At 61.6% G+C, this 26,502-nt stretch carries 26 protein-coding genes; 18 read left to right on the top strand and 8 right to left on the bottom strand.

Going from position 1 to position 26,502, the window contains the following annotated elements; translation table 11 throughout:
- Nucleotides 1–261 precede the first annotated feature (261 nt).
- Nucleotides 262–456 (bottom strand): hypothetical protein, encoded by a 195-nt coding sequence (locus tag HNQ95_RS18875; RefSeq protein ID WP_182574983.1) that lies wholly within the window; start codon nucleotides 454–456, stop codon nucleotides 262–264.
- A gap of 382 nt (nucleotides 457–838) precedes the next feature.
- Between HNQ95_RS18875 and HNQ95_RS18870 the strand changes: the two genes are divergently transcribed.
- From HNQ95_RS18870 to HNQ95_RS18845, 6 genes are all read left to right on the top strand, one after another.
- Nucleotides 839–1,579 (top strand): DUF6088 family protein, encoded by a 741-nt coding sequence (locus HNQ95_RS18870; RefSeq protein WP_182574982.1) that lies wholly within the window; start codon nucleotides 839–841, stop codon nucleotides 1,577–1,579.
- Complete coding sequence (locus HNQ95_RS18865; protein WP_182574981.1) at nucleotides 1,560–2,672, top strand: nucleotidyl transferase AbiEii/AbiGii toxin family protein; 1,113 nt, start codon at nucleotides 1,560–1,562, stop codon at nucleotides 2,670–2,672. Before HNQ95_RS18870 ends, HNQ95_RS18865 begins: the two co-directional genes overlap by 20 nt.
- A 100-nt stretch (nucleotides 2,673–2,772) precedes the next feature.
- Nucleotides 2,773–3,066 (top strand): hypothetical protein, encoded by a 294-nt coding sequence (locus tag HNQ95_RS18860; protein ID WP_246340878.1) that lies wholly within the window; start codon nucleotides 2,773–2,775, stop codon nucleotides 3,064–3,066.
- Between the two features lie 139 nt (nucleotides 3,067–3,205).
- Entirely contained in the window at nucleotides 3,206–3,859 is a 654-nt protein-coding gene (locus HNQ95_RS18855) for a DNA methyltransferase (protein ID WP_182574980.1), read from the top strand.
- A complete protein-coding gene (locus tag HNQ95_RS18850) occupies nucleotides 3,859–5,454 on the top strand; it encodes an Eco57I restriction-modification methylase domain-containing protein (RefSeq protein WP_182574979.1) in 1,596 nt (531 codons plus the stop codon). The genes HNQ95_RS18855 and HNQ95_RS18850 overlap by 1 nt, the downstream gene beginning before the upstream one ends.
- Nucleotides 5,447–8,017: a GIY-YIG nuclease family protein gene (locus HNQ95_RS18845; RefSeq protein WP_182574978.1), complete on the top strand. Its 2,571-nt coding sequence runs from the start codon at nucleotides 5,447–5,449 to the stop codon at nucleotides 8,015–8,017. The genes HNQ95_RS18850 and HNQ95_RS18845 overlap by 8 nt, the downstream gene beginning before the upstream one ends.
- A gap of 95 nt (nucleotides 8,018–8,112) precedes the next feature.
- Here HNQ95_RS18845 and HNQ95_RS18840 read toward each other — a convergent pair whose 3' ends face one another.
- Nucleotides 8,113–8,490, bottom strand: coding sequence for a Tn3 family transposase (locus HNQ95_RS18840; RefSeq protein WP_210283816.1), 378 nt, complete (start codon nucleotides 8,488–8,490; stop codon nucleotides 8,113–8,115).
- 184 nt (nucleotides 8,491–8,674) lie between these two features.
- On the opposite strand from HNQ95_RS18840, the gene HNQ95_RS18835 reads away from it, so the two are divergent.
- From HNQ95_RS18835 to HNQ95_RS18810, 6 genes are all read left to right on the top strand, one after another.
- Nucleotides 8,675–10,036 carry a hypothetical protein gene (locus tag HNQ95_RS18835; protein ID WP_182574977.1) on the top strand — a complete coding sequence of 454 codons (1,362 nt, stop codon included), beginning with the start codon at nucleotides 8,675–8,677 and terminating at the stop codon, nucleotides 10,034–10,036.
- A 140-nt stretch (nucleotides 10,037–10,176) separates the two neighbouring features.
- Nucleotides 10,177–10,470, top strand: coding sequence for a hypothetical protein (locus HNQ95_RS18830; RefSeq protein WP_182574976.1), 294 nt, complete (start codon nucleotides 10,177–10,179; stop codon nucleotides 10,468–10,470).
- Nucleotides 10,467–10,847 (top strand): helix-turn-helix domain-containing protein, encoded by a 381-nt coding sequence (locus HNQ95_RS18825; protein WP_210283815.1) that lies wholly within the window; start codon nucleotides 10,467–10,469, stop codon nucleotides 10,845–10,847. Before HNQ95_RS18830 ends, HNQ95_RS18825 begins: the two co-directional genes overlap by 4 nt.
- Nucleotides 10,834–11,862 (top strand): ImmA/IrrE family metallo-endopeptidase, encoded by a 1,029-nt coding sequence (locus HNQ95_RS18820; RefSeq protein ID WP_182574975.1) that lies wholly within the window; start codon nucleotides 10,834–10,836, stop codon nucleotides 11,860–11,862. Before HNQ95_RS18825 ends, HNQ95_RS18820 begins: the two co-directional genes overlap by 14 nt.
- Complete coding sequence (locus tag HNQ95_RS18815; protein ID WP_182574974.1) at nucleotides 11,859–12,581, top strand: C1 family peptidase; 723 nt, start codon at nucleotides 11,859–11,861, stop codon at nucleotides 12,579–12,581. Before HNQ95_RS18820 ends, HNQ95_RS18815 begins: the two co-directional genes overlap by 4 nt.
- A complete protein-coding gene (locus HNQ95_RS18810; RefSeq protein ID WP_182574973.1) occupies nucleotides 12,529–13,296 on the top strand; it encodes a thymidylate synthase family protein in 768 nt (255 codons plus the stop codon). The genes HNQ95_RS18815 and HNQ95_RS18810 overlap by 53 nt, the downstream gene beginning before the upstream one ends.
- Before the next feature lie 45 nt (nucleotides 13,297–13,341).
- Here HNQ95_RS18810 and HNQ95_RS18805 read toward each other — a convergent pair whose 3' ends face one another.
- A complete protein-coding gene (locus HNQ95_RS18805; RefSeq protein ID WP_182574972.1) occupies nucleotides 13,342–14,025 on the bottom strand; it encodes a uracil-DNA glycosylase in 684 nt (227 codons plus the stop codon).
- A complete protein-coding gene (locus tag HNQ95_RS18800; protein WP_182574971.1) occupies nucleotides 14,022–15,248 on the bottom strand; it encodes a nucleoside triphosphate pyrophosphohydrolase family protein in 1,227 nt (408 codons plus the stop codon). The genes HNQ95_RS18805 and HNQ95_RS18800 overlap by 4 nt, the downstream gene beginning before the upstream one ends.
- Before the next feature lie 130 nt (nucleotides 15,249–15,378).
- On the opposite strand from HNQ95_RS18800, the gene HNQ95_RS18795 reads away from it, so the two are divergent.
- Nucleotides 15,379–17,544 (top strand): metallophosphoesterase, encoded by a 2,166-nt coding sequence (locus HNQ95_RS18795; protein ID WP_182574970.1) that lies wholly within the window; start codon nucleotides 15,379–15,381, stop codon nucleotides 17,542–17,544.
- A gap of 28 nt (nucleotides 17,545–17,572) precedes the next feature.
- Here HNQ95_RS18795 and HNQ95_RS18790 read toward each other — a convergent pair whose 3' ends face one another.
- On the bottom strand, nucleotides 17,573–18,685 hold the full coding sequence (locus HNQ95_RS18790; protein ID WP_182574969.1) for an RHE_PE00001 family protein: 1,113 nt from the start codon (nucleotides 18,683–18,685) through the stop codon (nucleotides 17,573–17,575).
- Between the two features lie 282 nt (nucleotides 18,686–18,967).
- Between HNQ95_RS18790 and HNQ95_RS18785 the strand changes: the two genes are divergently transcribed.
- Nucleotides 18,968–19,900, top strand: a complete 933-nt coding sequence (locus tag HNQ95_RS18785; protein WP_182574968.1) for a recombinase family protein — start codon at nucleotides 18,968–18,970, stop codon at nucleotides 19,898–19,900.
- A gap of 11 nt (nucleotides 19,901–19,911) precedes the next feature.
- On the opposite strand, the gene repC is transcribed toward HNQ95_RS18785, so the two are convergent.
- The 3 genes from repC to repA form a co-directional block, all read right to left on the bottom strand.
- Nucleotides 19,912–21,240 (bottom strand): plasmid replication protein RepC, encoded by a 1,329-nt coding sequence (gene repC / locus HNQ95_RS18780; RefSeq protein ID WP_182574967.1) that lies wholly within the window; start codon nucleotides 21,238–21,240, stop codon nucleotides 19,912–19,914.
- A gap of 197 nt (nucleotides 21,241–21,437) precedes the next feature.
- A complete protein-coding gene (gene repB, locus HNQ95_RS18775; protein WP_182574966.1) occupies nucleotides 21,438–22,442 on the bottom strand; it encodes a plasmid partitioning protein RepB in 1,005 nt (334 codons plus the stop codon).
- Between the two features lie 166 nt (nucleotides 22,443–22,608).
- Entirely contained in the window at nucleotides 22,609–23,829 is a 1,221-nt protein-coding gene (gene repA, locus HNQ95_RS18770; protein WP_182574965.1) for a plasmid partitioning protein RepA, read from the bottom strand.
- 385 nt (nucleotides 23,830–24,214) lie between these two features.
- Between repA and traI the strand changes: the two genes are divergently transcribed.
- From traI to HNQ95_RS18750, 4 genes are read left to right on the top strand one after another with little or no spacing between them, the layout of a single operon-like run.
- Nucleotides 24,215–24,835 carry an acyl-homoserine-lactone synthase gene (traI, locus tag HNQ95_RS18765; RefSeq protein ID WP_182574964.1) on the top strand — a complete coding sequence of 207 codons (621 nt, stop codon included), beginning with the start codon at nucleotides 24,215–24,217 and terminating at the stop codon, nucleotides 24,833–24,835.
- A gap of 14 nt (nucleotides 24,836–24,849) precedes the next feature.
- A complete protein-coding gene (gene trbB, locus HNQ95_RS18760) occupies nucleotides 24,850–25,836 on the top strand; it encodes a P-type conjugative transfer ATPase TrbB (protein WP_182574963.1) in 987 nt (328 codons plus the stop codon).
- Complete coding sequence (locus HNQ95_RS18755) at nucleotides 25,826–26,203, top strand: TrbC/VirB2 family protein (protein ID WP_182574962.1); 378 nt, start codon at nucleotides 25,826–25,828, stop codon at nucleotides 26,201–26,203. Before trbB ends, HNQ95_RS18755 begins: the two co-directional genes overlap by 11 nt.
- Nucleotides 26,196–26,495, top strand: a complete 300-nt coding sequence (locus HNQ95_RS18750) for a conjugal transfer protein TrbD (RefSeq protein WP_182574961.1) — start codon at nucleotides 26,196–26,198, stop codon at nucleotides 26,493–26,495. Before HNQ95_RS18755 ends, HNQ95_RS18750 begins: the two co-directional genes overlap by 8 nt.
- Nucleotides 26,496–26,502 lie beyond the last annotated feature (7 nt).

Below are 26,502 nucleotides of genomic sequence, written 5' to 3'. Positions count from 1 at the left end.
CCTGCCTCGAAGAACACCGAATGCGCGCCATAGGAGCGCGCCTTCTCCATGGTCGCAACTTCCTCGGGCGGACGGGCGGTACGATCATAGCTTTCGACGAGCACGAGCCCGTCAATCCGCCTCGCTCGATCCGGTTGCTCGAGGTCGACGAACCAGCGGCTCGGCCCGGACTCTGCGTCGCCGAAGAGGTCCAGAGTCATGTTCGCCCCGGACGACGGCGCACGCCGCTCAGCGCGCGCAGATGGAAAGGAAGGGAGAATGTCACCGGCCGCGCCGTTTCTTGGAAAGGGCGAAACCCTCCTTGAGGAGATCGACCATGGTGATCCCCTGGCTCACCGCGTAGCCCTTGAACTCCTTCTTGAACTCGGGAGTGACCTTGAAGTTGAGTGAGCTGCCGCCCTTGTCGCTCTCGTCCGCAATGTCCTTCTTGCTCGCACGGAGGCGGTTTTCAGCCATTGCGGGGAACCTGTCTCGGTCATCGACCGGCAAGAGCAGCGATTCGTGAATCATACCGAAATCTGCCTTTCGTGCAATGCGGAAAGCCAGAAACACAGTAAGCGGGCAACCCAGAAATCTGGCCTCGGCTAGCTTTCGCAATCCTGCTATGTTCCCATTTTGTTCTCGTCGGAGTTTCGGTCGAAGTCAAGGGCGTTCGGGCGCGCAGTGCAGCAGGAGCGATCGTCCCTGCGGGCTGCACTCCCTGGTGATGTTCGCGCTCGCCGGTGCCGAGGCAGTTGTCGGTACTGACCAAAGTTTGAATATAAATTCTGGTCAGCACCATCGCATCGATTGCTACTGACCAATTTTTATATATAATCTTCGGTCAGAGAGACCATCAATGCCGGACCCCACGTCGGACACGCTCGACCGCATTCACGACCGGATCGCCCAGGCGGCGCCCGGCGGCGTCTGGTCGCGCGCCGACTTTCTCGACATCGGGACGCCGAATGCCGTCGAGAAGGCGCTGCAACGGCTGACCTTGCGGGGCGACATCCGCCGGCCCTATCGGGGCCTCTACGACAAGCCCAGCGTCAGCAAGCTGACTGGCAAGATGGTCTTTCCGCCCCGCGCCTCGTTCGTCGACGCCATCGCCCGGCGCGACAAGCTGCGCGTCCTCGTCGACGGCATGACCGCCGCGAACGATCTCGGCCTGACCACGGCCGTCCCGGCGCGCTCGACCATTTATGCCGACACCTATCCCCGGACGATCGAGATCGAGGCCAGTGCCGGCGACCCGAAGGTGATTAAACCGGTCGTCTACAAGCTCGATTTCAAGCGCATCGCCGCGAAGACCGCGTTCTGGGCGGGCCGGCCGGCGATGCGCGTCGTCCAAGCGCTCGCGTGGTTTCGGGACGAGAAATCGAGCCTCGACGCCGCGGTGAATGGGATCGTGCGCCAGCTCGCGCGCAACCCGAACCATGGGAAGGTGGCCGAAGATCTGCGCGAGAACATCCACGCCGTCCCGGCCTGGATGTATCCGTTGGTCGAGACGATCACGCGCCAGCTCGGCGAGGGTCAAACCGAAAGCTCGCCGGACTCCGACCGCGCGAAGGGCGACCATGCAGAAGACGTTCATTGAGATCCTGCGCTCCAGCGTCGATGAACGCCGTGCGCTGTTCGAGACGGTCGCGGCGCATCTGGAAACGCAGGCGCAGAACATCGAGAAGGACCTCTATGTCTGCTGGGTGCTCGACTTCCTGTTCAACCGGCGCGGCGACGATCCGGTCGGGCTCTATTTCAAGGGCGGCACCAGCCTGAGCAAGGCGTATCGGCTGATCCGCCGCTTCTCCGAGGATATCGACATCGGCATCTACAAGGCCGACCTCGATGTTCCGCTCGAGGCCGACATCGCAGCGCTCCCCTCAGTCAACCAGCAGCAGCGGGCGCTCGCCGAAAAAGTCGATGCGGCGGCGCGTCTGTATATTTCGGGGCCGCTCAAGGAGCTGTTGACGAAGGAGATTGCGGCGGTCGAGGAGGCGACCGAGCGGCCAGGACATTTTACGCTCGGCTTCGGTTTCGACAACTATCGAAACAAGGACGCACTCGACATTCTGGTCCTTGGGTACAAGAGCGTCTTCGAGTCGGCGGAGAGCTATGTGCAGGCCGCGGTCCGCATCGAAGGTGGCGCGCGTCCCGATCCCGAGCCGGCGGAGCCGCGCGAGATCGCGCCCTACATCGCAGACGAGATGCCGGAAGGAATGGACCTGACCGTTCGAAACGTCACGACGGTCAGGCCGGAGCGAACCTTCTGGGAGAAGGTGCTGATCCTGCATGCGATGACGGAGATGACGGAGAAGCGGCGCCAAGATGCCAATTCCGAGCGGCCCGTGCCCGACCTCAATCGATACTCACGTCACTACTACGACGTCCATCAGATATGGACCCATCCCGACTACGGTGTCGCGACTGCATCGATGCGCGATCTTGCCGAAGCCTGCCGGCGGCACAAGGAACTGATGTTCCGCGCGCCGGATCACCGATACGATCGCGCGGTGCCGGGCAGCTATCGTCTGGTTCCGACCGAGGACATGCGCACCAAACTCGTGGCGGACTACCAGCGGATGTCGGCGATGATTTTCGGAACGCCGCCCGCTTTCACCGACGTCATGGCGAGCATCGAGGCACTCGAGAAGTACCTCAACCCCAACCCGGACCGGACGCTGGAGAAATGATAGGGTGCCCACATCTAGGATAGCATCTGCAAGACTGCCTGACCACGCTTCGGTCGAAGCCGTTCTAGCGCGCCTCCCAGTCGGCGCCGGCGAGACCACATTGGCGGCGGCGCTCTCCGAAGCGTTCCCTGGATTCGCTTTTTCAGCGACGAGCATCGATGATCGGTATTGGCGGGATACGCGCTCGGTGCTGGCCGCTGACGGAGCACGGATCGGCGACTATAGAGCCTGGATGGAAGCAGCGCTCGCCAAGGACAAGGGCGACGTTGCTGCGGTCTGGACGCGGTTGCAGGGCACCGATCTTCAGATCTCGGAATCGCACGGCAACAGTGCCCGCCTTTGCCCCGACCGGATCAGGCGCGACCGACTATGTACAGATTTCGCTCGGTCGTGAAAGCAGGGAGATTGGGGTGTCGTCGCGGGGATCGTCAGGCGACATGAGGTCGGGTGATGCATTTCTTCACCACCGCCTTTCTCAAGGGGCGACATTGCGATATCGGCTCTAGCGGCTACGAATTCGAGTGTTTTCACTGATGAACCTGATCAAATCGAAAAAGCGCGTCAGCGACCACGGGGAAGTATTCACGCCGCCGTGGTTGGTCGAAAAAATGCTCGATTTGGTGAAAGGCGAGACTGAGCGGATCGACGCACGATTTCTAGAGCCAGCGTGCGGGAGCGGGAATTTCCTTGTTCCGGTCTTGCAGCGCAAACTGGCTGCCGTGGAACTGAAATTCGGGAAGTCTGACTTCGAAAAACGGCACTATTCGCTTCTCGCACTCATGTGCACCTACGGGGTCGAATTGCTCCCCGACAACATCGCCGAATGCCGCACCAACCTGTTGGAAATCCTCGTCGACTACATGAAAATCGATGAGTCCGACGATCTGTACAAGGCGGCCTCGTATGTGCTGTCGCAGAACCTGGTTCACGGCGACGCAATGACAATGCGCGCGCAAGCCGGCCAGCCCATCAGCTTCGCTGAATGGGGGTATCTCGGCAAAGGCAAGTACCAGCGGCGTGATTTCCGTTTCGACGTCCTCACCGGGTCATCTGCCTTCAGTGCCGAGGATTCCCTGTTTGCTCATCTCGGAAAGCACGAAATCTTTCTGCCTATCAAGATTTACTCGCCGATGTCGATGCGCGATCTTGCTGGCGCATTCGTGGGAGACGCTCCGGGGGGAGTCTGATGGATCAACAGGTGCCTTTTGCGCTACGTGGACGGAATCCGGATGTCCTGACGTGCATCGCAAACCTTTCGAACGACGAGGTTTTTACTCCGCCTGAGTTTGCAAACCGGATGTTGGATTCTGTGGCAGAAGCCTGGGCAGCCGCGAATAATGGGGCAGACATCTGGGCTGACAGCTCGGTCAAGTTCCTAGATCCCTTCGCGAAGTCGGGCGTTTTCCTACGTGCCATCACCAGACGTCTCACGGATGGGTTGGCGAGCGAGTTTCCTGACCTCGAGGAACGTGTAGACCACATCCTGACCAAGCAGGTGTTCGGGATTGCAATCACGAACCTTACGAGCCTGCTGGCACGGCGCAGCGTCTATTGCAGCAAGCAGGCAAACGGCAGCCATTCGATTGCCCGGAGCTTCAACAGCGAGACAGGCAACATCTGGTTTGAGCCGATGGAGCACACGTGGGACGGCGCGAAATGCAAGTTTTGCAACGCACCACGCGCGATATTCCACCGCGAAGATGGCCTTGAGAGCCATGCCTACGCGTTCATTCACACTGACGACATTGCGGCTCGGATCGCCGAGTTGTTTGGAGGCGACATGCAGTTCGACGTGATCATAGGGAACCCGCCTTATCAGATGACGGGGGGCGGTGGCGGAACGAACGATTCCCCGATCTACCAACTGTTCGTGGAACAGGCCGTGCGTCTGGAGCCGAAGTTCCTGTGCATGGTCATCCCTTCGAGATGGATGGCTGGGGGTCGTGGGCTTGGCGAATTCCGAGCTGAATTTCTCGGCGACCAGCGTTTGCGCACGCTCGTCGACTATGAGAACGCGAAGGATGCATTTCCCACAGTAGGTATCGGCGGCGGCATTTGCTACTTTCTGTGGAACCGCGACAATCCGGGGCCATGCGAATGCACGTATCACAGAAATGGCGCGGTCATTGGACCATATCCGCGCGCCTTGGACGAGTTCGACGTCTTCGTACGCGACAAGCGGGCGGTCGACATTTTGCAGAAAGTCGTCGCAGCTGGAGAGCGATCTTTTGAGGAGCTTGTCAGCGGAGACACCCCGTTCGGCCTTCCGACGAATTTTTCAGACTACAAGCGGGACGCGGTGCCGAACGATACGCAGGTCCTTCTCTACGCGAACGTCGCCACAAAACGAGTTCGCGGCGCAATGTCTCGCGGTGCGATCAACAAAAACCAGCAACTGATTGACGTCTGGAAGCTGTTTCTCCCCGTCGCTGGCTCCGGCCGCGAACGGGAGCGGAGCGGGGTCGATATCGTGTTAGGGCCGCCGATTATCGGTGAGCCGGGATCGGTATGCACTCAAACCTACCTCGTTGCCGGGCCCTTGGCATCGAAGATCGAAGCTGAGAGCGTGCAGTCGTACCTGCGAACGAGACTGGCGCGGTTCCTTGTTTCGCTGCGCAAGCCTGCCCAACACGTTTTCCGCGGCATGTACCGTTGGGTTCCGGTCCAGACCTGGGATCGAACCTGGACGGACGCCGATCTCTACAAGAAATACGGCATCGCCGATTCCGAGATAGCGTTCATCGAACAGATGATCCGCCCGATGGGGGCGGGTGATGAATAAGCCGACAATAGAGGAAGTCCTCACTCCGAAGCCGGAAGCGCGCCCGCGCATCTATGCGTATGCTATCGCTGATGCCGCGCATGATGGCTTGCTGAAAGTCGGCCAGACGACCCGCGACGTGAAGCAGCGGATCGCCGAGCAGTTGAAGACGGCCGCGATTACGAACTACGTGATCGAGCTCGATGAGGATGCCACGCGCGACGACGGCTCGATCATCACCGATCATGCTGTGCGCGAGGCTCTCAAGCGCAAGGGATTCGCCAACCAGCAGCTCGAATGGATGCGCTGCAAGGTAGCCGACGTGAAGACGGTGCTGGCCGAATTACGGACCGGTCAGCAGTTTACGGGCACGCATCACGAAACGTTCCCGCTTCGCAAAGAACAGGCTGCGGCGGTCGACGAGACCTACGAATATTTCCAATCCCGCTGGCGGCAGGATGCGAATGCCGTTCCACGCTTTCTCTGGAACGCTAAAATGCGGTTCGGAAAGACGTTTACGTCCTATCAGTTGGCGAAAAAACTCGGTGCCAAGCGGATGTTGGTGCTGACCTTCAAACCCGCAGTCGAGGACGCCTGGCAAACCGATCTCGAATCCCATGTGGATTTCGACGGATGGCAATATCTGTCACGCAATTCGGAGCGTGATCCGAGCCAGATCGACGACAAGAAGCCGCTAGTTTATTTCGGATCCTTCCAGGACCTGCTCGGGCGCGACAAATTCGGAAATATCAAAGCCAAAAATGGATGGATCCACACGATCAATTGGGATCTCGTCGTCTTCGACGAATACCACTTCGGTGCATGGCGGGAGACCGCCAAAGAGCTGTTCGAAGGCGAAGACGACGCTAACCGGGAAGCCAAGCTGGAATACAATGTCGACCTGGAAAACGTGAACGAAGACCTCAATGTGCTATCGGAAAACGAGGCGGAATTCCTCCCGATCACCACCAGGGCCTACCTCTATCTGTCCGGCACCCCGTTCAAGGCATTGGCAACGGGCGAGTTCATCGAGGAACAAATTTTCAACTGGACCTACACCGACGAGCAGCGTGCCAAAGAGAAATTCGCGGCCGAGAATCCTGGCGCGCGGAACCCCTACGGCGCGTTGCCGCAAATGCGGCTTCTCACCTATCAGATGCCTGACGAACTGCTTGCAATCGCCAGTGCGGGCGAGTTCGACGAGTTCGATCTGAACGCATTCTTCGCAGCCACAGGCACGGGCGAAGCTGCAACCTTCAAACACAAAACTGATGTCCAAAAATGGCTCGACATCATCCGTGGAGGTTACGCGCCGCAAGCGGTGGAAAGCCTGAAGTCGGGGACGCGGCCGCCATTTCCGTACTCGGACGTCCGTCTTCTCCCCTACCTCCAGCACTCATTCTGGTTCCTGCCCAACGTCGCGGCCTGTCATGCAATGGCGAACCTGCTGGCCGAGAAACAAAACGTCTTCTGGCACGATTATGATGTCGTCGTTGCGGCAGGCGCATCTGCGGGCATCGGTCTCGAAGCCCTTCCACCAGTTCGAGACGCAATCGGAAACGGCTTCGACGCGAAGACGATCACGCTCTCCTGCGGCAAGCTGACTACGGGCGTGACGGTGGCGCAATGGTCCTCGATCCTGATGCTGCGCAATCTCAAATCGCCGGAGACGTATTTTCAGGCCGCGTTTCGAGTCCAATCGCCGTGGTCGATCAAGAATCCCGACGGCGACAACCCAAATGAGGAAGAAGTCCTCAAGCCTGTTTGCTTCGTGTTTGACTTCGCGCCGACCCGTGCCCTACGGCAGTTGTCGGAATACGGCATTGGCCTCTCTCCGGGCGAGGCGAACCCAGAGAATGCCGTACGAGATCTCGTCTCGTTCTTGCCCGTGCTCGCCTATGACGGTGCAAACATGATGCAGATCGATGCTGGCGGAATCCTTGATATGGCGATGGCCGGAACATCGGCCACTCTGCTCGCCCGCAAATGGGAATCCGCGCTGCTCGTCAATGTGGACAATGACACGCTGGGCCGCGTCCTGGACAGTGCCGAGGCGATGGCCGCCGTCGAACGCATTGAAGGCTGGCGGTCGCTGGGCGACAACATCATCGAAACGATCATCAACAAGAGCGACAAGGTCAAGGAGCTCAAGCAGAAAGCCAAGGACGGTGGGCTATCCAGAAAAGAGAAGAAAGAGCTGAGCGATGAAGAGAAGGAATACAAATCCAAGCGCAAGCTCGTTCAGGAAAAGCTAATCAAATTCGCTACCCGCATTCCGGCCTTCATGTATCTCACAGACTTTCGCGAAAACACGCTTCAGGATGTCATCACCAAGATCGAGCCGGATCTATTTTTGACCGTAACGGGTTTGACGGTAGCGGACTTCCATCTCCTGGTTCGGCTGAAGGTGTTCAACACCGAGCGGATGAACGAAGCAGTTTTCGCATTCCGCCGCTATGAAGATGCCTCCCTTCGCTACACAGGTATCGAAAGCCATAAGGGATTGACCCACTACGGTCTCTACGACACCGTGGTGGCCAAAGAGACGACAGACATTGCCGAACTGAGCACCGAGGACGCATAGGTAACCCGTGCCGCTGGCACTCATCGACTGCAAAGGGCTCCGGGGGTATTGCTAATACCCGCTAAGGGAATCTGATGTTGCTTGGATTGAAGCGGTTAGCGCGGATCGCGCCTGCATCGTTCGAGGGGTCGGTCAAGTTCGCTCCAGAGATAGTCACCGGTGAGTGCGATATGGACCCATGGGAGCGGTGCGACCTGGGAGAGTAATTCCTCTGGGATAACGATACCCTGACCTCGGACATAACCGACGGCACAGCTGAGATAGACGGTGTTCCACAAGATGTTGGCATTGACGACGAGGTTGAGGCCGGACGCCCCGTAAGCCATGGTTTCGGCAAAGCGGTTGCGCAGTTCGCCGAGCTGACCACAACTTCCAACTTCTAACGCGAGTTTGAGCGTCATCTTCGCTGCGTTTATCCCATTAGCGCGGACGGGATCGGCTTCCACCACATAATTTCGAAACGCTTCGGCCAACGAACGCTGTCCGCGTGCGCGTAGCCGTTGTGCGACCGTGATCTCGGCGAGTCTTAGCCTACGGCGCAATATCTCGGCTCGGACCTCCTCATAGACTGGAGCAGTGCCACGTGGATCCCCGCCGCGTGGACGATTTCGTGACGAATGCCTATTTGAACGGGGCTCGGTCGAACGGGGGGTGATTATGGAATTTGAGAAGGCCGCGGAAGCCTTTCGACGCAAGGAGCTCGAACTCGATTTCGCGACGATCACGATCGCGCAATGCACTGAAACGGAGCCTGTTACCTATACCGGGCCGGGATACTTCAGACAGGACGCCAGCGGGAAGCTGGAAGTCAAATGCTATGCGGCAACGACACCACAGATGGGAATCGCGGCGTTCAATCGGCAGATGCGGTCGAGCTCGGGAAGCCTGTATGGCGAAGACGACCACTATCGGACATCGGCGATCGACCATGCCGGACACGAGTGGGAAGCCAGCCCGTCACTTCTGGGGTCATCGATCTCCTTCGTGACCGATGCCAGTGTCATGACCCTCGCACCACGTCGCTTCATTCGGCGGCTGGGCTGGCGGGATTCTGCTTCACGGTTGCGGCTGGAATTCTTCGGCCAACGGGAGCGGAACTGGACTGCGTTGTTCGGAGCACATGACATCGAATATTCCGAGGGCCAACGGCTGGCTCTGACAATTGAGCGCGGTGCAGACGAGGCTGTCGTCGTCACCGCGAGCTCTCAGGGGGGCCTGCCTGCTTCCCTTGAGATGCGCCTGGTGGAGGCGCTGCAGTTCGTGCTTAGCCTCGATCTGCACGTCGACATCTCCGACAGCGCGGGTGACGGAAAGCGGACCGCCGAGCTGCGCGCGACGGGCACCCGGCCGTCCAGAATCAATCCGTACCCGCCCCTCAATACCCGCAGCCCAGGCAACACGGCGCCGATCATCACGCTGTTGCAGCATTACCTGCGATACGCGCTCGCGGCGCCGATCGCCGATGCGTGGCATCCCTGCTCGGCGCACCTGGCGCATGCGCGTCAAGCAAGCGCAAACTCGCTCGAAGCTTGGGAGGTCGGCCTGTCGGTCGCGGTCGAGGGGATTGCGAACCTGATACCGGCCGAAGTGCCGTCTGAGACCGTCGACTATGGAACGCTGCGGAAGGAACTGACGGCATGGCTGGGTGAGCGCAGCTATCCCGAGACCCTGGTCAACCGGATCGGCGGCATGCTCGGCGGGCTCGAGATGGTCCGGCCGAAAGATCGAATGATGGGGCTTGTGAACCGCGGGGCGGTGTCGAAGAACGATATCGCCGCATGGGTGCGCGTCCGCAACACGGCGGTTCACACCCGCCAAATCACCACCAGCGATTTGGAGGACAACGAGTTGCAGCGGCGGTTCGACCAACTGCATCGGGTGTATCGTCTTATGCATGGCATGGTGTTTCACCTCATTGGCTATTCAGGACCATACTCCAACTACGCGGAACGTGGCTTCCCGGAGGCAGCGTTTCCAATGGTCGCTGACCCGGCCGCGTCCGCCGGCGCGCCGGTCTGAATCGGTGCGCTGGCGTCTAGGATGGCACTTTGGAGGCGGACCAGTTCGTCAAACTCAACCAAATCTCTGCGGCATTAGCTCTTGTCGGAATTTCCGACATGCACTATATGTGTGTCGGAATTCGAGACATGAGACCGCCAATGACTGTTTCGACCACCGCAATTGAAGCGATAATCCGCGACGAGATCCGGAGCGCGCAGGCCGACCGCCCCACCCGGAAGGCGGGATGGGAGCCTCAGGTCGATTCCCTGATCATGGTTTCGATCGCCATCCGGATCGAAGAAGAGTTCAACGTCAAGCTGCCCGAGGCCGCCATGCCGCCAGGCGGTTTTGATGATGAGAATACCTGCGTCGCTGTTTTCGTCCAGCGTGTCGTGGAATTGCTGGACAAGCAGCAGGCGCAAGAGCAGCCGGAAGGAGAGCAAGTGTCATGACAGCTGAACGGATGGGCTTCGCCGTTGCCGAGGATGAGGGCGTGATCCTCGGCGCAAAGTTGCGTGAAGCAAGGGAATATGTCGGGCTCAAGCAGGAGCAGGTTGCGCAACACATGGAGCTACCGCGCACCGCTGTTTCCGAAATCGAGAACGGTCGCCGCGGCGTCAGCGCCATCGAGTTGAAGAAGCTTGCCCGACTGTATCAGCGTCCGGTGACTTGGTTTACCGGCGAGGAGCCGGAGGCTGCGGTACCAGCTGATGTAGCGTTCCTGGCACGCACCGCGAGCGCTCTGTCGGACAACGATCGCCAGGAGCTCCAGCGATTTGCCGAGTTCCTGCGCTCCAGGTCGAAGGTCGCTGGTAATGGTCGGTCGTAGCGAGCGCGAATCCATCCTTCGCGGCATCCGCGGGGCCAAGCGGCTGCAACGCGATCTGCGCCTTGATGTCGGTGCCTCCCGCGCCCAGCGGGTGGATGTGTTCGGATGCATCGCCCGCTCCGGGGCGACGCTGATGTTCCAGCCGCTTGAGCCGCTCCTCGGCGCCTTCATCCGCGAAGAGGGTGTCGCCGGGATCATCCTGAGCACCCGCCGGCCGCTTGGCATGCAGCGTTTCACCGCGGCGCACGAGCTGGGCCACCTGGTCCTCGGTCATGATCCGCATGCCGACGACGAGGGCATCCTGCGACGCGCGCCCTGGGCCAGCGATGGCGCTAGAGCACCTCGAGTGCCACCGGAGGAACGCGAGGCTGATGCGTTCGCATCCTACTTCCTGCTTCCGCCATACCTGATCAAGGAGCAGATGGAATTGCGTGGCTGGGAGCCTCACCACTTCACGCACCCGGAGACCGTCTATCAGGCGTCGCTGCGCTTCGGCACCAGCTACCGGGCCACGGTGTTCGCCCTAGAACGCGAGCACGTCATCGGCCGCAGCCTGGGTCAGCAACTGCGCAGCGCAGAACCGCGCGACCTCAAACGCCAGCTGTTGGGCGACTACGCCTTGAAGAACGCCCAGCGCGTCGACGTCTGGCATCTGACGGAACAGGACGAAGGCGCCGTCATCGAGGCCAGCCGTGATGACCTCTTCCTGCTCCGCCTGAAGGAAGACAGCGGCAGCGGCTATGTCTGGACCTTCGACGAACTTCGTGACGCCGGGTTTGCCATTTTGCGCGATGGACGGGAACCTGTGCCGGAAGGCCAGATTGGCAGCCCGACCGTCCGTCGGGTGCTTGCTCACGCCGAACGGCCGCTGGCCGGGCTGTTGACGCTGCGCGAGGTCAGACCCTGGGCACCCAATGACGACCCGCAACTGCTGACGCTCTACTGCAAGACCGCGACAAGCGACGAAGCAGGTCTGTTCGAGCCCCAGCGCGAGGAGCTTCTGGCGGCCTCATGACTCTCAATGTGCTGCAGGACTTGCGGTCTAGCCTCGGGCCGGTGCGCGATCAGGGTCGTCGTCCGACCTGCTTGTCGTTCGCTGCCTCGGCAGTGCATGAGCAGGCGCGCACCGACCCCGATCCGCTGTGCGTTGAGTGGCTATTCTACCACGCGGCACAGCGCGCCGGCACTGGCCCAAGGGAAGGCACGACGATCCCAGACACCCGCCATATCCTCTACGATCTCGGACAGCCGCTGGAGAGTATCTGGCCCTATAACGGACTACCCCCATCACCCACGGCGTGGCGCCCTCCGGCGGGCGTGGCCGCGCTGTTTCGCTGCGGTTCGGATGCCTGCGGTGCCGACCTGGCCAATATCAGGGACGCACTGGATCGCAGCAGACCGGTCGTTCTCGCCTTGTTTGTCTCGGGTGCCTTTACAGCGGCGACGACGTGGCTGCGGACCGGCGCCGAAATCGTTCTTCCCAATGACAGCGAGCCGATCGATCGGCAGCGCGGGCACGCCGTCGTTGCGGTGGGACATGGCCGCCTCGGAAGCGAGAACCTCATTCTAGTGCGCAACTCCTGGGGCTCGGCCTGGGGCGCCAGTGGGCACGCATGGGTCCGGGATACATATCTGAGCCGACGCCTGTTCGGTGGGTTCAGCATCAGCGAAGGAGAAGGCGATGTTCTACAATCCGATGCCGGCGGCATCGACGCCCGCGCGCGCGTGGGTTGAAGCAGCGCGCAGCCTGCGCGCGCAGCCCAATCTTACGTTGGGGGGCCTGATGCTTCACATCGAGCAGCCTCTTGCCGCGGATCCAGAGGAAGACGCGGTGATCATGACCGTCGACCATTTCCTTCGCGCCCACGGCGCTCATTCCGTGGCCACCGTTGTCAATACCATCTTCCCGTTGGCGCTGGATCGCGGTGACGGCATTGACGGGCTGCGCGAGCGCTATCTCGAGGTCTATAAGCGCCGCATGTGCACGCCGGGCGAGTGGGGCCGGTACTTCGAGCGCATGGTCAATTGGGAGGACCGAAAGGGTGGCCACGTCGACCAGATCGCGGAGAACATCCGTATGCTCAAGGATGCTCGTGCTGGCCGGTTCTACGAGAACCGCTACGAAATCGTCATCTCTGACCCCGTCCGGGACATGCGCAAGGCGCTGAACCGGCAGTGCCTGAGCATGATCGAGCTTAAGCCGGAACGAAACGGCTCGCTCCACATGATCGCAGTCTATCGCAACCACTATTACGTGCAGAAGACGCTGGGCAACCTGCTGGGACTGGGGCACCTTCTCGGCTTCATCGCCCGGGAGAGCGGTTTCGAGGTCGGCACGCTGACCGTCAATTCTACGTCGGCGCGGCTCGACACAGAGGGCTGGGGGAAGTCCGACGTCCTCGCTCTGGTTGACGATTGTACCGCACGTCTTGTTCAGGCTGCCGCGTAGAGGCACCCGCGGCCTCGCTACGCCTTACGGTCGATGTGAGAGCGCTCAGGCGAAGAGGGGTGCACTATCGTGGCGGTCCCCGGCGTCCAGACCATAGTGGGTACTGACGCCAGAGATGAACTCGGCCTGCCCACCGTAGCTGGGGTGCCTGACCTTCTCGGCCGCCACGCCCAGGTCCTCGAGCGCCAGCTGAGCGTCACGGCCGATGGCGAGGACGTGGTGCGGGGAGAGCAGATGAATGAGCCCGACCATGATGTGGCGGCACGCCAAGCGTTCGCCGCGGGTGTGGCAGCGATTGGACATGGGATCGCCGGAGGCGTGCGGATGGAGTGGAAAGACGTTCCAAAGAAAGACCGGCTGCTTGATAGCGACCAGCATCTGCCAAATCACCGTGGCGGTGCGCTCGGCCATGACCGGACCATTGGTGGACCGCGCCAGCGGGGGCGTTCCTAAAAGGTCTGCGTGAGCACGAAGATGGACTTCGTCGGTGAGCGCCAGACCCGTGCGCCGGCCGCCGCGATATCCCAGATCCCGGGCGACCCAGATGGAATGAACGCCCCGGTCGATCGCGGCTTCCAAAACCATCACGAGGTTGCGGCGGCGTATGCGGGCTGCGTCCGGACGGTCAAAGTCGGAGCACAGGTCCGAATAGGGATTAAAGGCGTCTTCGAACCTCAGGGCGGCGACGAGTTCGACAAACTCTTCGGCGTTCCGCGGGTGGTCAGTCATGTCAGCTCTTCAAATTCTATGGTGCGCTTGGCGAGGTCGATGATGACCGCCCCGTTGCGATGCTTCTTGAGCTCGCGGAACACCCGGAATCCTTCGAGGATCGCGCGTTCCCATTGCCAGAGGGGACGGCTCTCGACCTCGTAGCCGCGGACCAGCTCATGCACGGCCTTGAGCAGTCCGTAGTCGAGAGTGGTGGCGTTCCGAAACTCGGCTTGGCGTAGACCATGATTGAAGATCCACGTCGAGATGCCTTCTTCGATGATGTTGGCGCGCGCCCCGTCTTCGTTCTCATCGATCTCGGGACGGCTCTTGCGTTTGAGGCGCAGCAACGCCCGCATCGTCGGCGACCATCCGAGAATCCCGGCGAAGGCGAGGTGGAAGACGTCGTGGTATCGATAGTCGTCCGGTTCGTGGCGGTTGTCGGTCAGCGGACTTCCCAAGTTGACCCCGTTCCACTGCTGGACGACGAATGTGCGGCCGTTCACCGCCCGCTCGATAAACTCGACCCGCATCTGGCGCGGCAATTGCTCATAGTTGGGGAAGCCGTCATCGAACAAGGGACCCCATTGCTGTTCATCCGGCCAGCGACCGAGCGTCTTGACCACGTTGTTGCGGGCCGCCTGTTCGAGACTCACCTGAGCATCGTCTGCTGCCATCAGCAGTGCGCGGAAGATCTCGACGAGATCCGCCGAGAGACGGTCGCGGTTCTTCTTGATCTGCCCTTCGCTCCAGTCGGCGAGGAGCACGCCCACCTTTCCGGCCAGGGCAAGCAACCGATGCTCCACCTCGTCGCCGGCCAATGCCCCACCGAAGGCCACGTCCGACTGCTGAAGATCCTCGAACGTCGAGGCGCCAGAGCGGCCCTTGTAGTCCCAGTCTTCGAGCTTGGCGGGGACGCTGCGCGCAATTTGGCTCAGCGACAACTCAGCGCGAAGCGCGGCGTTCGCAAAGTACCACAGAGCGTCGCCCAGCTCTTCGATGACCTCGTCGTGATAGGCGGCGAAGGCGTCCTTGTCGCGCTGCTTCTTTTTGAGCGCGCTCAAGAGACTTCCGACTTCCCCGAACAATCCGAGGAGCACGAAGCCGAGGCCGTCTGCGCCTGCCTTATCGTTGCGATCGGTTCGGGTGGTGAAGGTCTGGTATTCGTCGAGGCCGATGGGTCGGTCGCCATCGCCGAAGAGGGAGCCCTGGCTCCGGATGAGCGCGCGACCGTCGACCGCCATACGATACCCCCTCCCACGAATCTTGCCGCACCGAAGCCATTGACGCAAGTGCATGGCATGGCGAATTCTGCTGGGACCGATAGTACATAAGAAGAGTTAGCGGTTTTACTCGCGAGCGAGGGCGCACTAGATGAATTCGACTTCCGCGACGTTCCTGCACGTCACCGATGCGCACATCGCCTATGCAGGGACGGCGTTGGAACGCGATGATCGCAAGACGGTCGTCGCCGGCCTGCAGCCCCAGACGCGCGAGGCCGCTCTTCGCCAAGTGTTCGAACGGCTGGCCGAGCGCTTGTCACTCGAAGGGCGCAGCCTCGACGGCGTGATCTTTTCGGGGGACGCGCAGGACCGCGGCCGACAGGGCGGCCACGAGCTCCTTCTCGATCTGCTGCTCAGCTTCTTTGGACCGCTCGGCATCACCGCCGGGCGCATTGTGGCGACGCCTGGAAATCACGATGTCGACCGCGCGTACGATCCTGGGACCGCCGAGCGGTACAAGGACTTCTGCGCGACGTGGCGCGCGCGCGGATGTGTCGTGCCTTGGCTCGATGGTGTCGATGACGCGGGCTCCACTGCGCCGCATTCGCTTATCGGCACCGGCAACGACTGGGCGATCTTTCCGATCAACTCGAGCAATTGGTGCCACGCGGCTGCCGTGTTACCGGAGCCGCTCGCGAGCGTGTGGGCGCAGTTGCCGCACCTCGCATCCGGGTCCGACACGGAAAAGGAGGGCAAGCTACGACATCAGCTCGACGCCCTCGCCCGGTACGACATGGCCCGGATTTCGGAACATCAATTGGAGCAGGTGAGGCGGTTGGTGGACCGGACGCCTCGCCCGGAACACGGGCGCCAACTGCGCATCGCGGTGCTGCATCATCATTTGCGGGCGCCAAGCCTTCGCGAAGAGATCAAGGCATTTTCCGATATTTCCAATCTCGAGCAGGTGCGGGCATTCCTGCGCGATCGCGAGTTCGACGTTGTCATTCACGGTCACAAGCATGAGCACGCCACCCAATTTGATCATGTCTACGATCACGCTGGTGACAGTGCGCGGCGCTTGTTGGTCGTCTCCGGTGCCACCTTCGAAGCGGGCCGCGAGAGCGACGCCGTGTGTCTGCTGACGTTTGAAGGGCTGCCCTATACCCCCTCGATCCGGGTTGAGCCTATCCCGCTGCAACGGGGCGGCGTGGATACCGCCGTCGCTCCGGGCACGACGAGGCGCCTTTGGGCGACTCCGAGCCTCCCGAACGGCCCGACGTCGATTCAGGGCAGCGAAATCGACGAGGTCTATGAGCGGGTCGTTGCGGTCGCTGGCGCGGAAGCGGAAGGCAATACCCTCATTGTTCACCTCGATTTGCCGGCGACGGACGTCGACTCGTTGCCGCTGCCCGCCGGTTACCCGATGGCGGAGCCCTTGGACCCAGATGCACGGCAGGACTGGCTGCGCGAGCTCGTCGGTTGGTGGCAATTGGGAAGATCGAAGCTGGAACAGCGCATGCCCTTCGTTCATGGCAGCCGCTTGCGACGCTTCGGAGGAAAGATCGACCAGATCGATCGCATCAAGAAGTTGCTCGAGCTGAAGGCGAGCACGCGCGCCCTCGCCGTTTTGGTCGATCCGTTTCGTGATTTCACCGCGGATGGCAGCAATGAGGAGTTTGCCTCCTTCAGCCTTGTCGAGTTCAAGCGACGGAGTCTGAGCAACGGACGCCATGCGGTAGAAGTGATCGCTTTCTACCGCGCGCAGGAATTTGCACGGTGGTGGCCAATCAACGTCGCCGAACTGCGGTCACTCCAGCTTGAGGTCTGCCGGCACCTCAACTTTGCTCCTGGGCGGATCACGACGATCGCCGCTGACGCCAGAACGCATTCGCGCAGCCCGACCCAGGTCGCAATGCCCATCGTGGACCGCTGGCTCGACCAGGCACCGGAGCGGCTTCATGCGCTCGCGAATGCGCTCGTCCAACGAGGGCCGCGCGGCGAGAAGGAAAGACTTGCGGTCGAGGGCTGGAGGCGGTGCCTCGCCGAACTTGAAGATGTCGCCAACAACTATAATCCCGACGGCGTGCCCGTTGCCGTCGAGGGTCTCGAGGTTTTGGCCTCCTACATGCAGATCAATGTCGATGACGACACCGAACTGGGACATTTCGTTCGCGAGTTGACAAGGCTGGCCGAGGACAATCGAGGCTTCGAAAATGGCGTCCGTGATCGAGCGGCGTTCGACACGTGGTCCCGGCGAACGCTGCTTTCGATCGCGGACCTGCGCGCACTGACGGCTCGGCGCTTGGCGGCGGCTTAGTGGGGTGGCCGCATAGCGCGGCGAGCCGCTAAAGCACGCCCCAGGCTCGGTAACGGCCCCTTCCCGTCACCTCACGAACACCGAGTTCGCCGATGAGATTGAGGGCGCCGCGTTGCGTGACCTTGGCGGTCTTGGCGATCATCGGGGCCGACACGATTGGCCGCGACAGGATGAGCTCGATCGTCGTCGGCAGGCTGCTCGACGAGCGCCGGCCGGCGAGGCGCCGCGTCATCAGCTCACGTGCTTGCGCCAATCGAGCGATCTCCTTCATGCCAAGTTCGGCCGACGCCGACATCGCATCGAGCAATGCGAGAATGCGGGTCAGGCGGTTCGCCGATCGCCGGCGCTCCCTCGGCACGGCCTTCAGCCCGACATTGAAGCCGAAGAGGTGCGAGGCCACCTTGCCCCGCGCCCGAAGATAGGCGCTCACGAACTGGCTGCCGAGCCAGTGCTGACGCTGCATGGGTTCGAGGGATTCCCAAGCTTCCCAGATCAGCGCCGCGGCAAGCGTTGGAGGCAGGTCCGCCACCTCGGCTACAACCCGCTTCCACTGCGTGAGGCGATCCGCCTCGTCCCAGTCGGCGTCGCGAACGACGAGGTCGCCGACGACAAGGGCTGAGCGGCCCGCGCCCTTCCGGTCGGACACTCGATCGATCAGGCGCTGCGACTGCTCGAGGAGCGCATCCACATTGGCGAGCTCCTGAGCAAGCGGATCGTCCCCAGGCAGGAGATCGAAGTCGGCCGTCTCGTCGACGGACGCCGTGCCGTCACCTCCCTCGGCCTCGCGCTCCTGTTCCGCGTATCCCGTCAGAGCGCCAATGCCGGCTTCGCTCACAGCCCAGCCCGGCTTCGCGCCGGCGATGCGGCGCCGAGCTCGCAGGATCCGGTGGGCGATCGTCAACTCATGGGTTGGCGCCCGAGCGTCCATGCGCCCATCGTGGAGAACGAGATCCTCGACATGGACAAGCTCGCCCCCCACCCACATGCTAGCCGCCGCGTCGAAGAAGTGGCCGCGCTCGACAAAGCCCTCGCCGACCGGACTGCGGCGGACCTGCTCATCCAGCCGGGCAAGCTGGTCCTCCGCTCTCCCAATCGCCGGAAGCAGGGTCTCTAGAGGCAGGCTTTCGATTGTGTAAGCCATTGTTCTCGCGTGGCATTGCTTCTCAAACGGAAGCTATCACACCTTTCGCTTCCGTCATAGCGACGGACTCTCCCGCGCGCGTACTATATAGACACGCCAGGCCTTCGGGACTGAACAGCGGGACGCCGATCGAAGCTCAGATCGACGAGAATGCCCGTTTTCCTGGCTTGGCCGGGTTCCTATGGCTGGAAAAGCTGCTCAAGAGACGTTTACAAACGATCGGTTATCCTTATCCTCTGCGTTTGGAAAATCTTTTCCCTAACGCACTCTCAGACGCTCAGGATGGCCGCTAAAACGCAAATTCGAGTCTCCCGTCGACCACAGGGCCGGCAAATCGGCTATGCGCGCGTCTCTACAGACGAGCAGGCAACGGCCGCGCAGGAAATGGAGCTGCGCGCGGCCGGCTGCGAGATGATCGTCGAGGAGCACGGCTCCGGCGCCTCCCGTGCCCGCCCTGCCCTCGCGAGGCTCCTCCGGGAGATCGGCGCCGACGATACGCTCGTTGTGGTACGCCTCGATCGCCTGGCACGCTCCGTCAGCCACCTGCTGGAGGTCATGGAGGACCTGACGACGAAGGGCGCGCATTTCCGATCGCTGCGGGATCCGATCGACACCACGACGCCGCAGGGCATGTTCTCGCTGCAGGTGCTTGGCGCCGTGGCGCAGCTCGAGCGCGCGCTGATCTCCGAACGCACCAAGGCAGGGATCAAGGCGGCGAAGTCCAAGGGCAAGCTGCCGGGCAATCCTGGACTCCGTGAGCGCCGGTCGGACGCTCTGGCCAAGGTTACCGCGGCCCAGAAGGCGGCATTCGGCGTCCGCGTACAAGCGACGCTGAACCAATGGCTCCCGACGGTGCGCCGGATGCGGCCGGATCATACCTGGGACGACATCGCCCGCGTGCTGAAGCAGCGTGGTCTCGACTGGACGCCGGAGCGTCTGCGCCGGGCCGTGAAGTGGCTAGTCGCCGAGCATCTCGCCGATCCGGGGCTGCTGAAGAAGTCCCCTCCTCGCTTGCCCGAAGACCGGCTGATGACGCTCGTGGCCGGCATCCACGCCTCGAACCCGGACCTGACACTGCGCGAGATCGCCGCGCAGCTCGAGCGTTTGCATGAACGGACGCCCCGCGGCGGCTCTAAATGGTCGCCGTCATCCGTCAAGAACCTGATCGACCGAGCTCGGCGCTCCGGGCTCATCGCAGACGCATCCCCCGGGTAGCCGAACCAACGTCACCAGCCCTTTTTCTTCACGCTGTCGCGTAGCGCGCTGCTGATCTCCAGCGAACTGGCGCCAGCGCCTTGCGCTCCCGGAGTGCCGCCAGCGACCCCTGACGCAGCCGCTTTCTCCAGTGCGCCCATCCTGGCGTTGAGCAGCGCTGTAATCATCGGCCAGACCGAGAATTTCTGCTGGCGGGCTCGCTCCACCAGATCACGCAGATAGCCGCCACGGCTGCGGATGTTCTCGGCCCGTTGCAGGGTCGCGGCCAGCACGATCGCCGCATGCTGCGGACCCATAACCTCGGCCGCCTCCTGCCAGGCGCTTGGGCTGATCCCCATGCTTGGCCGCGCTCGATCGGCGGCGGCGACAAGATCCCGCCAGGTCCGGATTTGCCCGCCGTCGGCGTAGGGCAACAGGTCTGGGCAAGCGCTCAGCACCATTCCCAAGGGCAAATCCCGTCTTGGCAGGCTTCGTACGTTGTCGGTATGCTCGGCGGTGCCGCTCGCTTCATTCTTATTTCTAAAGCCGTATTCAGTTTCACCGATAGGATTAAAGTCTGGGTTTGAATTTTGTATGTGGCGCTCAGTATGAGACTCATTGGCGTTCGAATCTTCTGATTTGACGAACGATTCCAACGTCTGATGCACGTCGGCCCAGAGACCTTCCAGTTCGTCGGCAAGCGCCTCGATAACCTGGCGAGGCGCCGTCCGCGGTAGCCGAGCGATAATCGCGTCATAGCGGCGCTGAAAACCGCGCCAGTTACCGGGCACGCTCTGGTTGACGCCGGCATCGATCATCTTGGTCACATCGCGCCGGCAGATGGTCAGGCGTTCCTTGACCACGCGGAATGCCTTGCGCTCGGCCGCGACGGCTTCGGCCAGCTCGCGAAACTCCGCGGCACGCGCCAGGATTGGCGACAGATCGAAGCCATAGGCCTGCTCGATCGCACCGCCCTGCCCTTTGCGGGCGAAGCGCTTACCGTTTGGGCTGTCCCTGCGAATTATCAGGCCGGAGGTCACCAGATTGGCCAGATGACGCCGCAGCGTTGCCGGCGACATGCCGTTAGCGCGGCGGATAAGCTGCTCGTTCGACGGGAAGACAATTAGATTGCCCTCGCTGGTAAGCTCCTCGTCGCGATGGAACGTCAGTAGGGCATCAAGGATCGAGAGTGCGCGATCTGTCGCCCCTAGGACCTCCTTGGCCTCCCGGATGTGCCTGAACACCTGCCATTTGGAGGCCCTGGCCCCCTGATCGATATTCTTGGCCGTCACCTGGCTTGAAATCAGGCCAAGCGTCATCGGCCGCCGCCCGAAGGGCGTCGTTGCAATATATGGCTGCATTCCCTTTACCTTTTGTTAGGCAAAAGAAATCCGCTCGTCGAAACGACGCTGAGTTCAAAGACTCTTGACGGTGATTCCGGGAAATGCGATTCTCTAGCTACCACACTATGAGAAGGGCTTCCGGAACCTGTTTCGGGGGCCTTTTTCTTTTGCCGGGGTTCGTCCTCTGGATGGCGAGGTTACTCGCCGGCATCATTTCATTGGTTGTCGCCTCCATCGCTGTTGGCCTGGAATTCCACGAACAGGTCATCCAGTCGGGCAGCTACAAACTGCGCGAAGTCCGGGACGATCTTCTCCTCGAAGATAAGAGACGTGCGCCCCTCTCTGGATTCGATTCTGGCGCCGCGCTTCCCGCCTGGGATTTTCCAAGACTCGGCGCTTGAGCGAGTTCTCTTGCCCTTCTCTTCAAACGACCGAAGCACCGCATCAAAGCGAGCATCGCTGTCCGCGGCGCGCAAGGCTGGTTCATCCAAAAGGCGCTCAGCCGCCGTGATCGACGATTGCCGCCCGAGCTTGTCGGCAAGAGCTAGCCAACGAGCCCTGCCCGACTTCGGAGCCGGGCCAATTTTCCTAACGACTACTTCCGGCACCCGGCGCGCGACCGCGATGTAACGGCTGATATCGGCCTTGTCCGAGGCCAGCGCCGCGATGATTGTTCGGCGATCGCAGCCGTCGTCTTCGAGGTTTCGCGCGAAGAATGCCTTCTCGATGAACGAGAGGTCCTTTCGGTCGAGATTCTCACGCCCCTGCGCAACGATCATGTCGTTGTCCGTCAGGTTTCGGACGATCGCCTTTACGACGAGCCCCAGCTTCTCGGTGGCGCGCAAGCGGCGGCGACCGTAGGCGATCTGATAGCGCCCGGCAGACGTGGGATGAGGCCGCACGAGAATCGGGACCTGTTGCCCATTCTCGCTGATACTCGCAACGAGCTGCTCGAAGTCCGGGTCTATGTCGATCGGAATTCGGTCGGCGATGCGTGACGGATCGATTTTTCCCGGATCGAGCGAAACGATGGCGTCCCCTTCGGCCAGTTGCTTCTGTAACTGAGCGGCCTGCTTCGCATTCTCCGACATCTCCTGAAGAGACGCGCCCATCGCGGAGATTGCGCCGGTCCGGACACGATCGGTGGGTTTGGGGTTGGCCGAGGCGCCAGGCTCGGGACGCTTAAGAAAGAGGTTGTTTATGGCGTCTTTGCGGCTCATGACGCCCTCCAACTCGCCCGGCCAACAGGCGAAGCAGCATGGTGTTGGGAGCTCCCAACACGGGCAGTTGTCGAGGTTACCCCGCGCGCTGCGAGACCGGTGTTGGGAGCTCCCAACAAACAGTCGATTCCCAAGCGCGCAAGCAGGCCAGATCGAACAAACATCATCATGGCCTACCCCACGCTTTGCGGATAAGGCTTTCGATCTCGGCGTTCACCGCGTCAAGCGATTCCATCGCCCGGTCATAGGTCGATCGCGTCAAGTTCTCCCGTCCGATCTCATAAAGTGTCTGCTTCGTAAGTCCGGCGTCGGAAACCGCCGCGGACTTGACCATGGGGTTGGTCAGCACATGATCGTCGAAGAGATTGCGCAGCAGAGCGGCGACCTTGGTCTGCGGTGCATCCTGCGGTTCGAACCGCGTCAGCAGATACCGGACGAAGTCATACTTGAGGTCCCCCCCAGCCTCCTTGACGACGCCCAGGAGATCGCGCGTCATGAGCAGGAACTGGCTCATCGACGACACGTCGAGCATCTGAGGATGAACGGTCACGACCATGCTCGTGGAAGCGCAGAGACCGCTGAGCGTCAGAAAGCCGAGCTGGGGAGGGCAATCGATTACGACGACATCATACCGCTCCGCGACCTCATCCAGAGCGGCAGCGATACGAGCGAAGAAAATAGTTCCGCCAGTAGAATTGCCCGCGGTCAGCGCACGCGGCGTCGTGTGCTCAAATTCCATAAGTTCGAGATTGCCGGGAACAAGGTCGAGGCCATCGAAATAGGTGGACCGTATGACGTCCGCGAGCGGCCTTTTCTCTTCATCGTATCGGATTGCCGCGTAGAGGGTTTGGTTGGACCCAACATCGACCTCGGGAAGCACACCGAGAAGGGCAGAAAGCGACGCCTGCGGATCGAGATCGATCGCCAGCACCCGATACCCCTGCAGTGCGAGGTACTGTGCGAGGTGAGCAGAGGTGGTCGTTTTTCCCGATCCCCCTTTGAAATTCGTAACAGCCAGAACCTGAAGATGCTCGTGCGGCCGGCGGTGCGGGACAAATTCGAGGGCATCGCGACCGCGCGTCGACTGCGCCAGAAAGCGACGGATCGCGTTGATGTCGGACAATGTGTAGAGGCGACGGCCGTTGCTCGTGGTCTGCGGCTGAGGACCCTCGCCGGCAAGGGTCATCTTGCGAAGCGTCGAATCTGACACCCCAATCAGCTTGGCAGCCTCGCCGGATGTGAAGCGACGCAGTACCTTCTGGGAGGAGGGCGGAAAGAGCGCTTCGCTCATCGCCTGCAACTGCGAACTCAACAGGTCCGCTTGAGCGCCTATCGTCTCATCGACGCTGGCAAGCTCCGTTCTATCAAGTTGAACAGCCACGCTCACGTTAATTTCTCTCGTCACGGATTTTCGGGCGCAATCGCCCTTTTTCCGTGACGATACCTACAAAGCATGCTGGTGCAAGGACTTAATGGTTAATGAAACCTTAACGGCCGGCACGAACGCGTCCCTAAATTGATGAGCGTGAATGCGGATTCCTCTTTATTTTCATAACGTTGTGCTTCGGGCGTTCGGACGGAGTTCAATCTGGCCCACTCATAATTCTATTAGGGTTGCGATTGGCCTTCTCCCTGTCGAGCGCCGCTTGGATCGCCTGTCTTGCCCGACTCAGGAGCGGTCGCCACAGAATCACTCATAGTTTCACTAGTCGCGACCCTAGCCCAAATCAGGCCTCTTGCCGTCCGGTCTCAACGAAACCGGAGCGAAACGGATGCGGGCAATTGCCATCTCGGCGGCGGAACACAGAGGCGCCGCCGACCTGATCGACTCGATGCACCAGCTGCGGGCGCGGATCTTCCGGGACCGGTTGGAATGGGACGTCGATGTCCGGCAGGGTCGAGAGGTCGACGAGTTCGATTCGTGCCGACCGACCTACATCCTCGCGGTTACTGCAGCTCGCCAGGTGGTCGGCTGCGCGCGGCTGCTGCCGGCGACGGGGCCGACCATGATGTCCGTACTGTTCCCGGACCTCGAGCGCACCGGCTTGCTGAGCCCTCATGCTGCGATGGTCGAGAGTTCTCGCTTCTGCGTCGACACCTCGCTGGAAGCGGGGAGGGCAGGGGGATCGCTGCACGACGTCACGCTGACCATGTTCGCCGCGATCATCGAATGGTCGATGGAGCAGGGTTACACCGAGATCGTCACCGGCACCGATGGCCGCTTCGAGCGCATCCTGAAGCGTGCCGGCTGGCCGATGACGCGCATCGGTGACCCACGACCGATTGGCAACACGATGGCCGTCGCCGGTCTGCTTCCAACTGGGCAGGAATGGCTCGAGCGGGTACGGCCGCCGAACTATGTGTCGCTTCTGCAGAGCAAAGTCGCCGCCTGATGGAAGACGCGCGAATGGGCCAGCTCCGCTCGCACCCCCGGCTTGTCCGCAAGCTGCAGGAGGCGCTTGGCGACGAGATATGTGTCGCGCTCGACGACACGAGTGTGGTCGAGATCATGCTCAATCCCGATGGCAGGCTCTTCATAGAACGGCTCGGCCACAGGATTGCGGCCGTCGGCGAGATGAGTGCGGCTGCGGCGGAGATCGTGATTGGCAGCGTCGCTCATGCGCTGCAATCCCAGGCAGACGACGAGCAGCCGATCATCAGCGGCGAGCTGCCGATCGGCGGGCATCGGTTTGAGGGCCTGCTGCCGCCCATCGTCTCTCGGCCGACCTTCACGATCCGTCGGCGTGCATCGAGGCTGATCCCCCTCGACGACTATGTGTCCTCCAAGGTCATGACCGCACGCCAAGCCGACGTCATTCGCAACGCGATTGAATCCCGCCTCAACATCGTGATCTCAGGCGGGACGGGATCGGGCAAAACCACGCTCGCCAACGCAGTCATCTCGGAAATCGTTGAGACCGCGCCCGAAGACCGCATCGTTATCCTCGAGGACACCGCCGAAATCCGCTGTGTGGCGGAAAACGCTGTTGCGCTTCACACGAGCGACACCATCGACATGGCACGCCTGCTCAAGAGCACGATGCGACTGCGTCCGGACCGCATCATCGTCGGCGAGGTCCGCGACGGCGCAGCGCTGACGCTGCTCAAGGCCTGGAACACGGGTCATCCCGGCGGTGTGACAACAATCCACTCCAACAGCGCCATGTCGGCGCTCCGCCGCCTGGAGCAGCTCACTGCCGAAGTCAGCCAGCAGCCGATGCGCGAAGTGATCGGCGAGGCGGTCGACCTGATCGTGTCGATCGAACGCACGGGACGAGGCCGTCGTGTCCGCGACGTCATTCATGTCGAGAGCTTCAACGGCTCCCGCTACGAAACCGAAACCTACGCCCAGATCGACGACGCCCAATTTGATGGGGAAAGCCATGCAGCGTAGCCTCTCTCTCCACAGCGCGAGCGGAATGCTGGCGCTGATCCTCTGTCTGGCTGTGACAGTGCCGGCGGTTGCCGGTGGTGGCGGTGGCCTGCCCTGGGAAGGTCCGCTTCAACAGGTCCAGCAGTCCATCACGGGCCCGGTTGCCGGCTTCATCGCGCTGGCGGCCGTCGCGATCGCCGGCGGCATGCTGATCTTCGGCGGCGAGCTCAACGATTTCGCCCGCAGGCTCATGTACGTCGTGCTGGTCGCCGGCATCCTCCTCGGCGCGACGCAGATCGTAGGCCTGTTCGGCGCGAGCGGCGCCTCGATCGGCGAGGTCGCCGGCGAGGCGCCGCAGGAGAGGGCAGGGGAGTTGGCCGATGGCTGAATACGGCTCCAGCCTCGACCGCTCGCGGATCCATCGGGCACTGTCGCGTCCCAACCTGCTGCTTGGCGCCGACCGCGAGCTCGTGCTGCTGACGGGGCTGGCTGCCGTCATCCTGATCTTCGTCGTGCTCACCTGGTACGCGGCCCTGTTCGGCGTGGCCATCTGGGTCGTCGTCGTTGCAGCACTGCGCATGATGGCGAAAGCCGATCCGATGATGCGCCGCATCTACGCCCGCCACATCACCTATCGGCCCTACTACCGGCCGACGTCGACGCCATGGCGGCGGTCGTGAGGATACC

Origin of the sequence: Aminobacter ciceronei, assembly GCF_014138625.1 — a bacterium.
Classification (GTDB): Bacteria; Pseudomonadota; Alphaproteobacteria; order Rhizobiales; family Rhizobiaceae; genus Aminobacter; species Aminobacter ciceronei.
The sequence above is the reverse complement of the archived record's forward strand: the minus strand, read 5'-3'. Positions and strand labels throughout refer to the sequence as shown.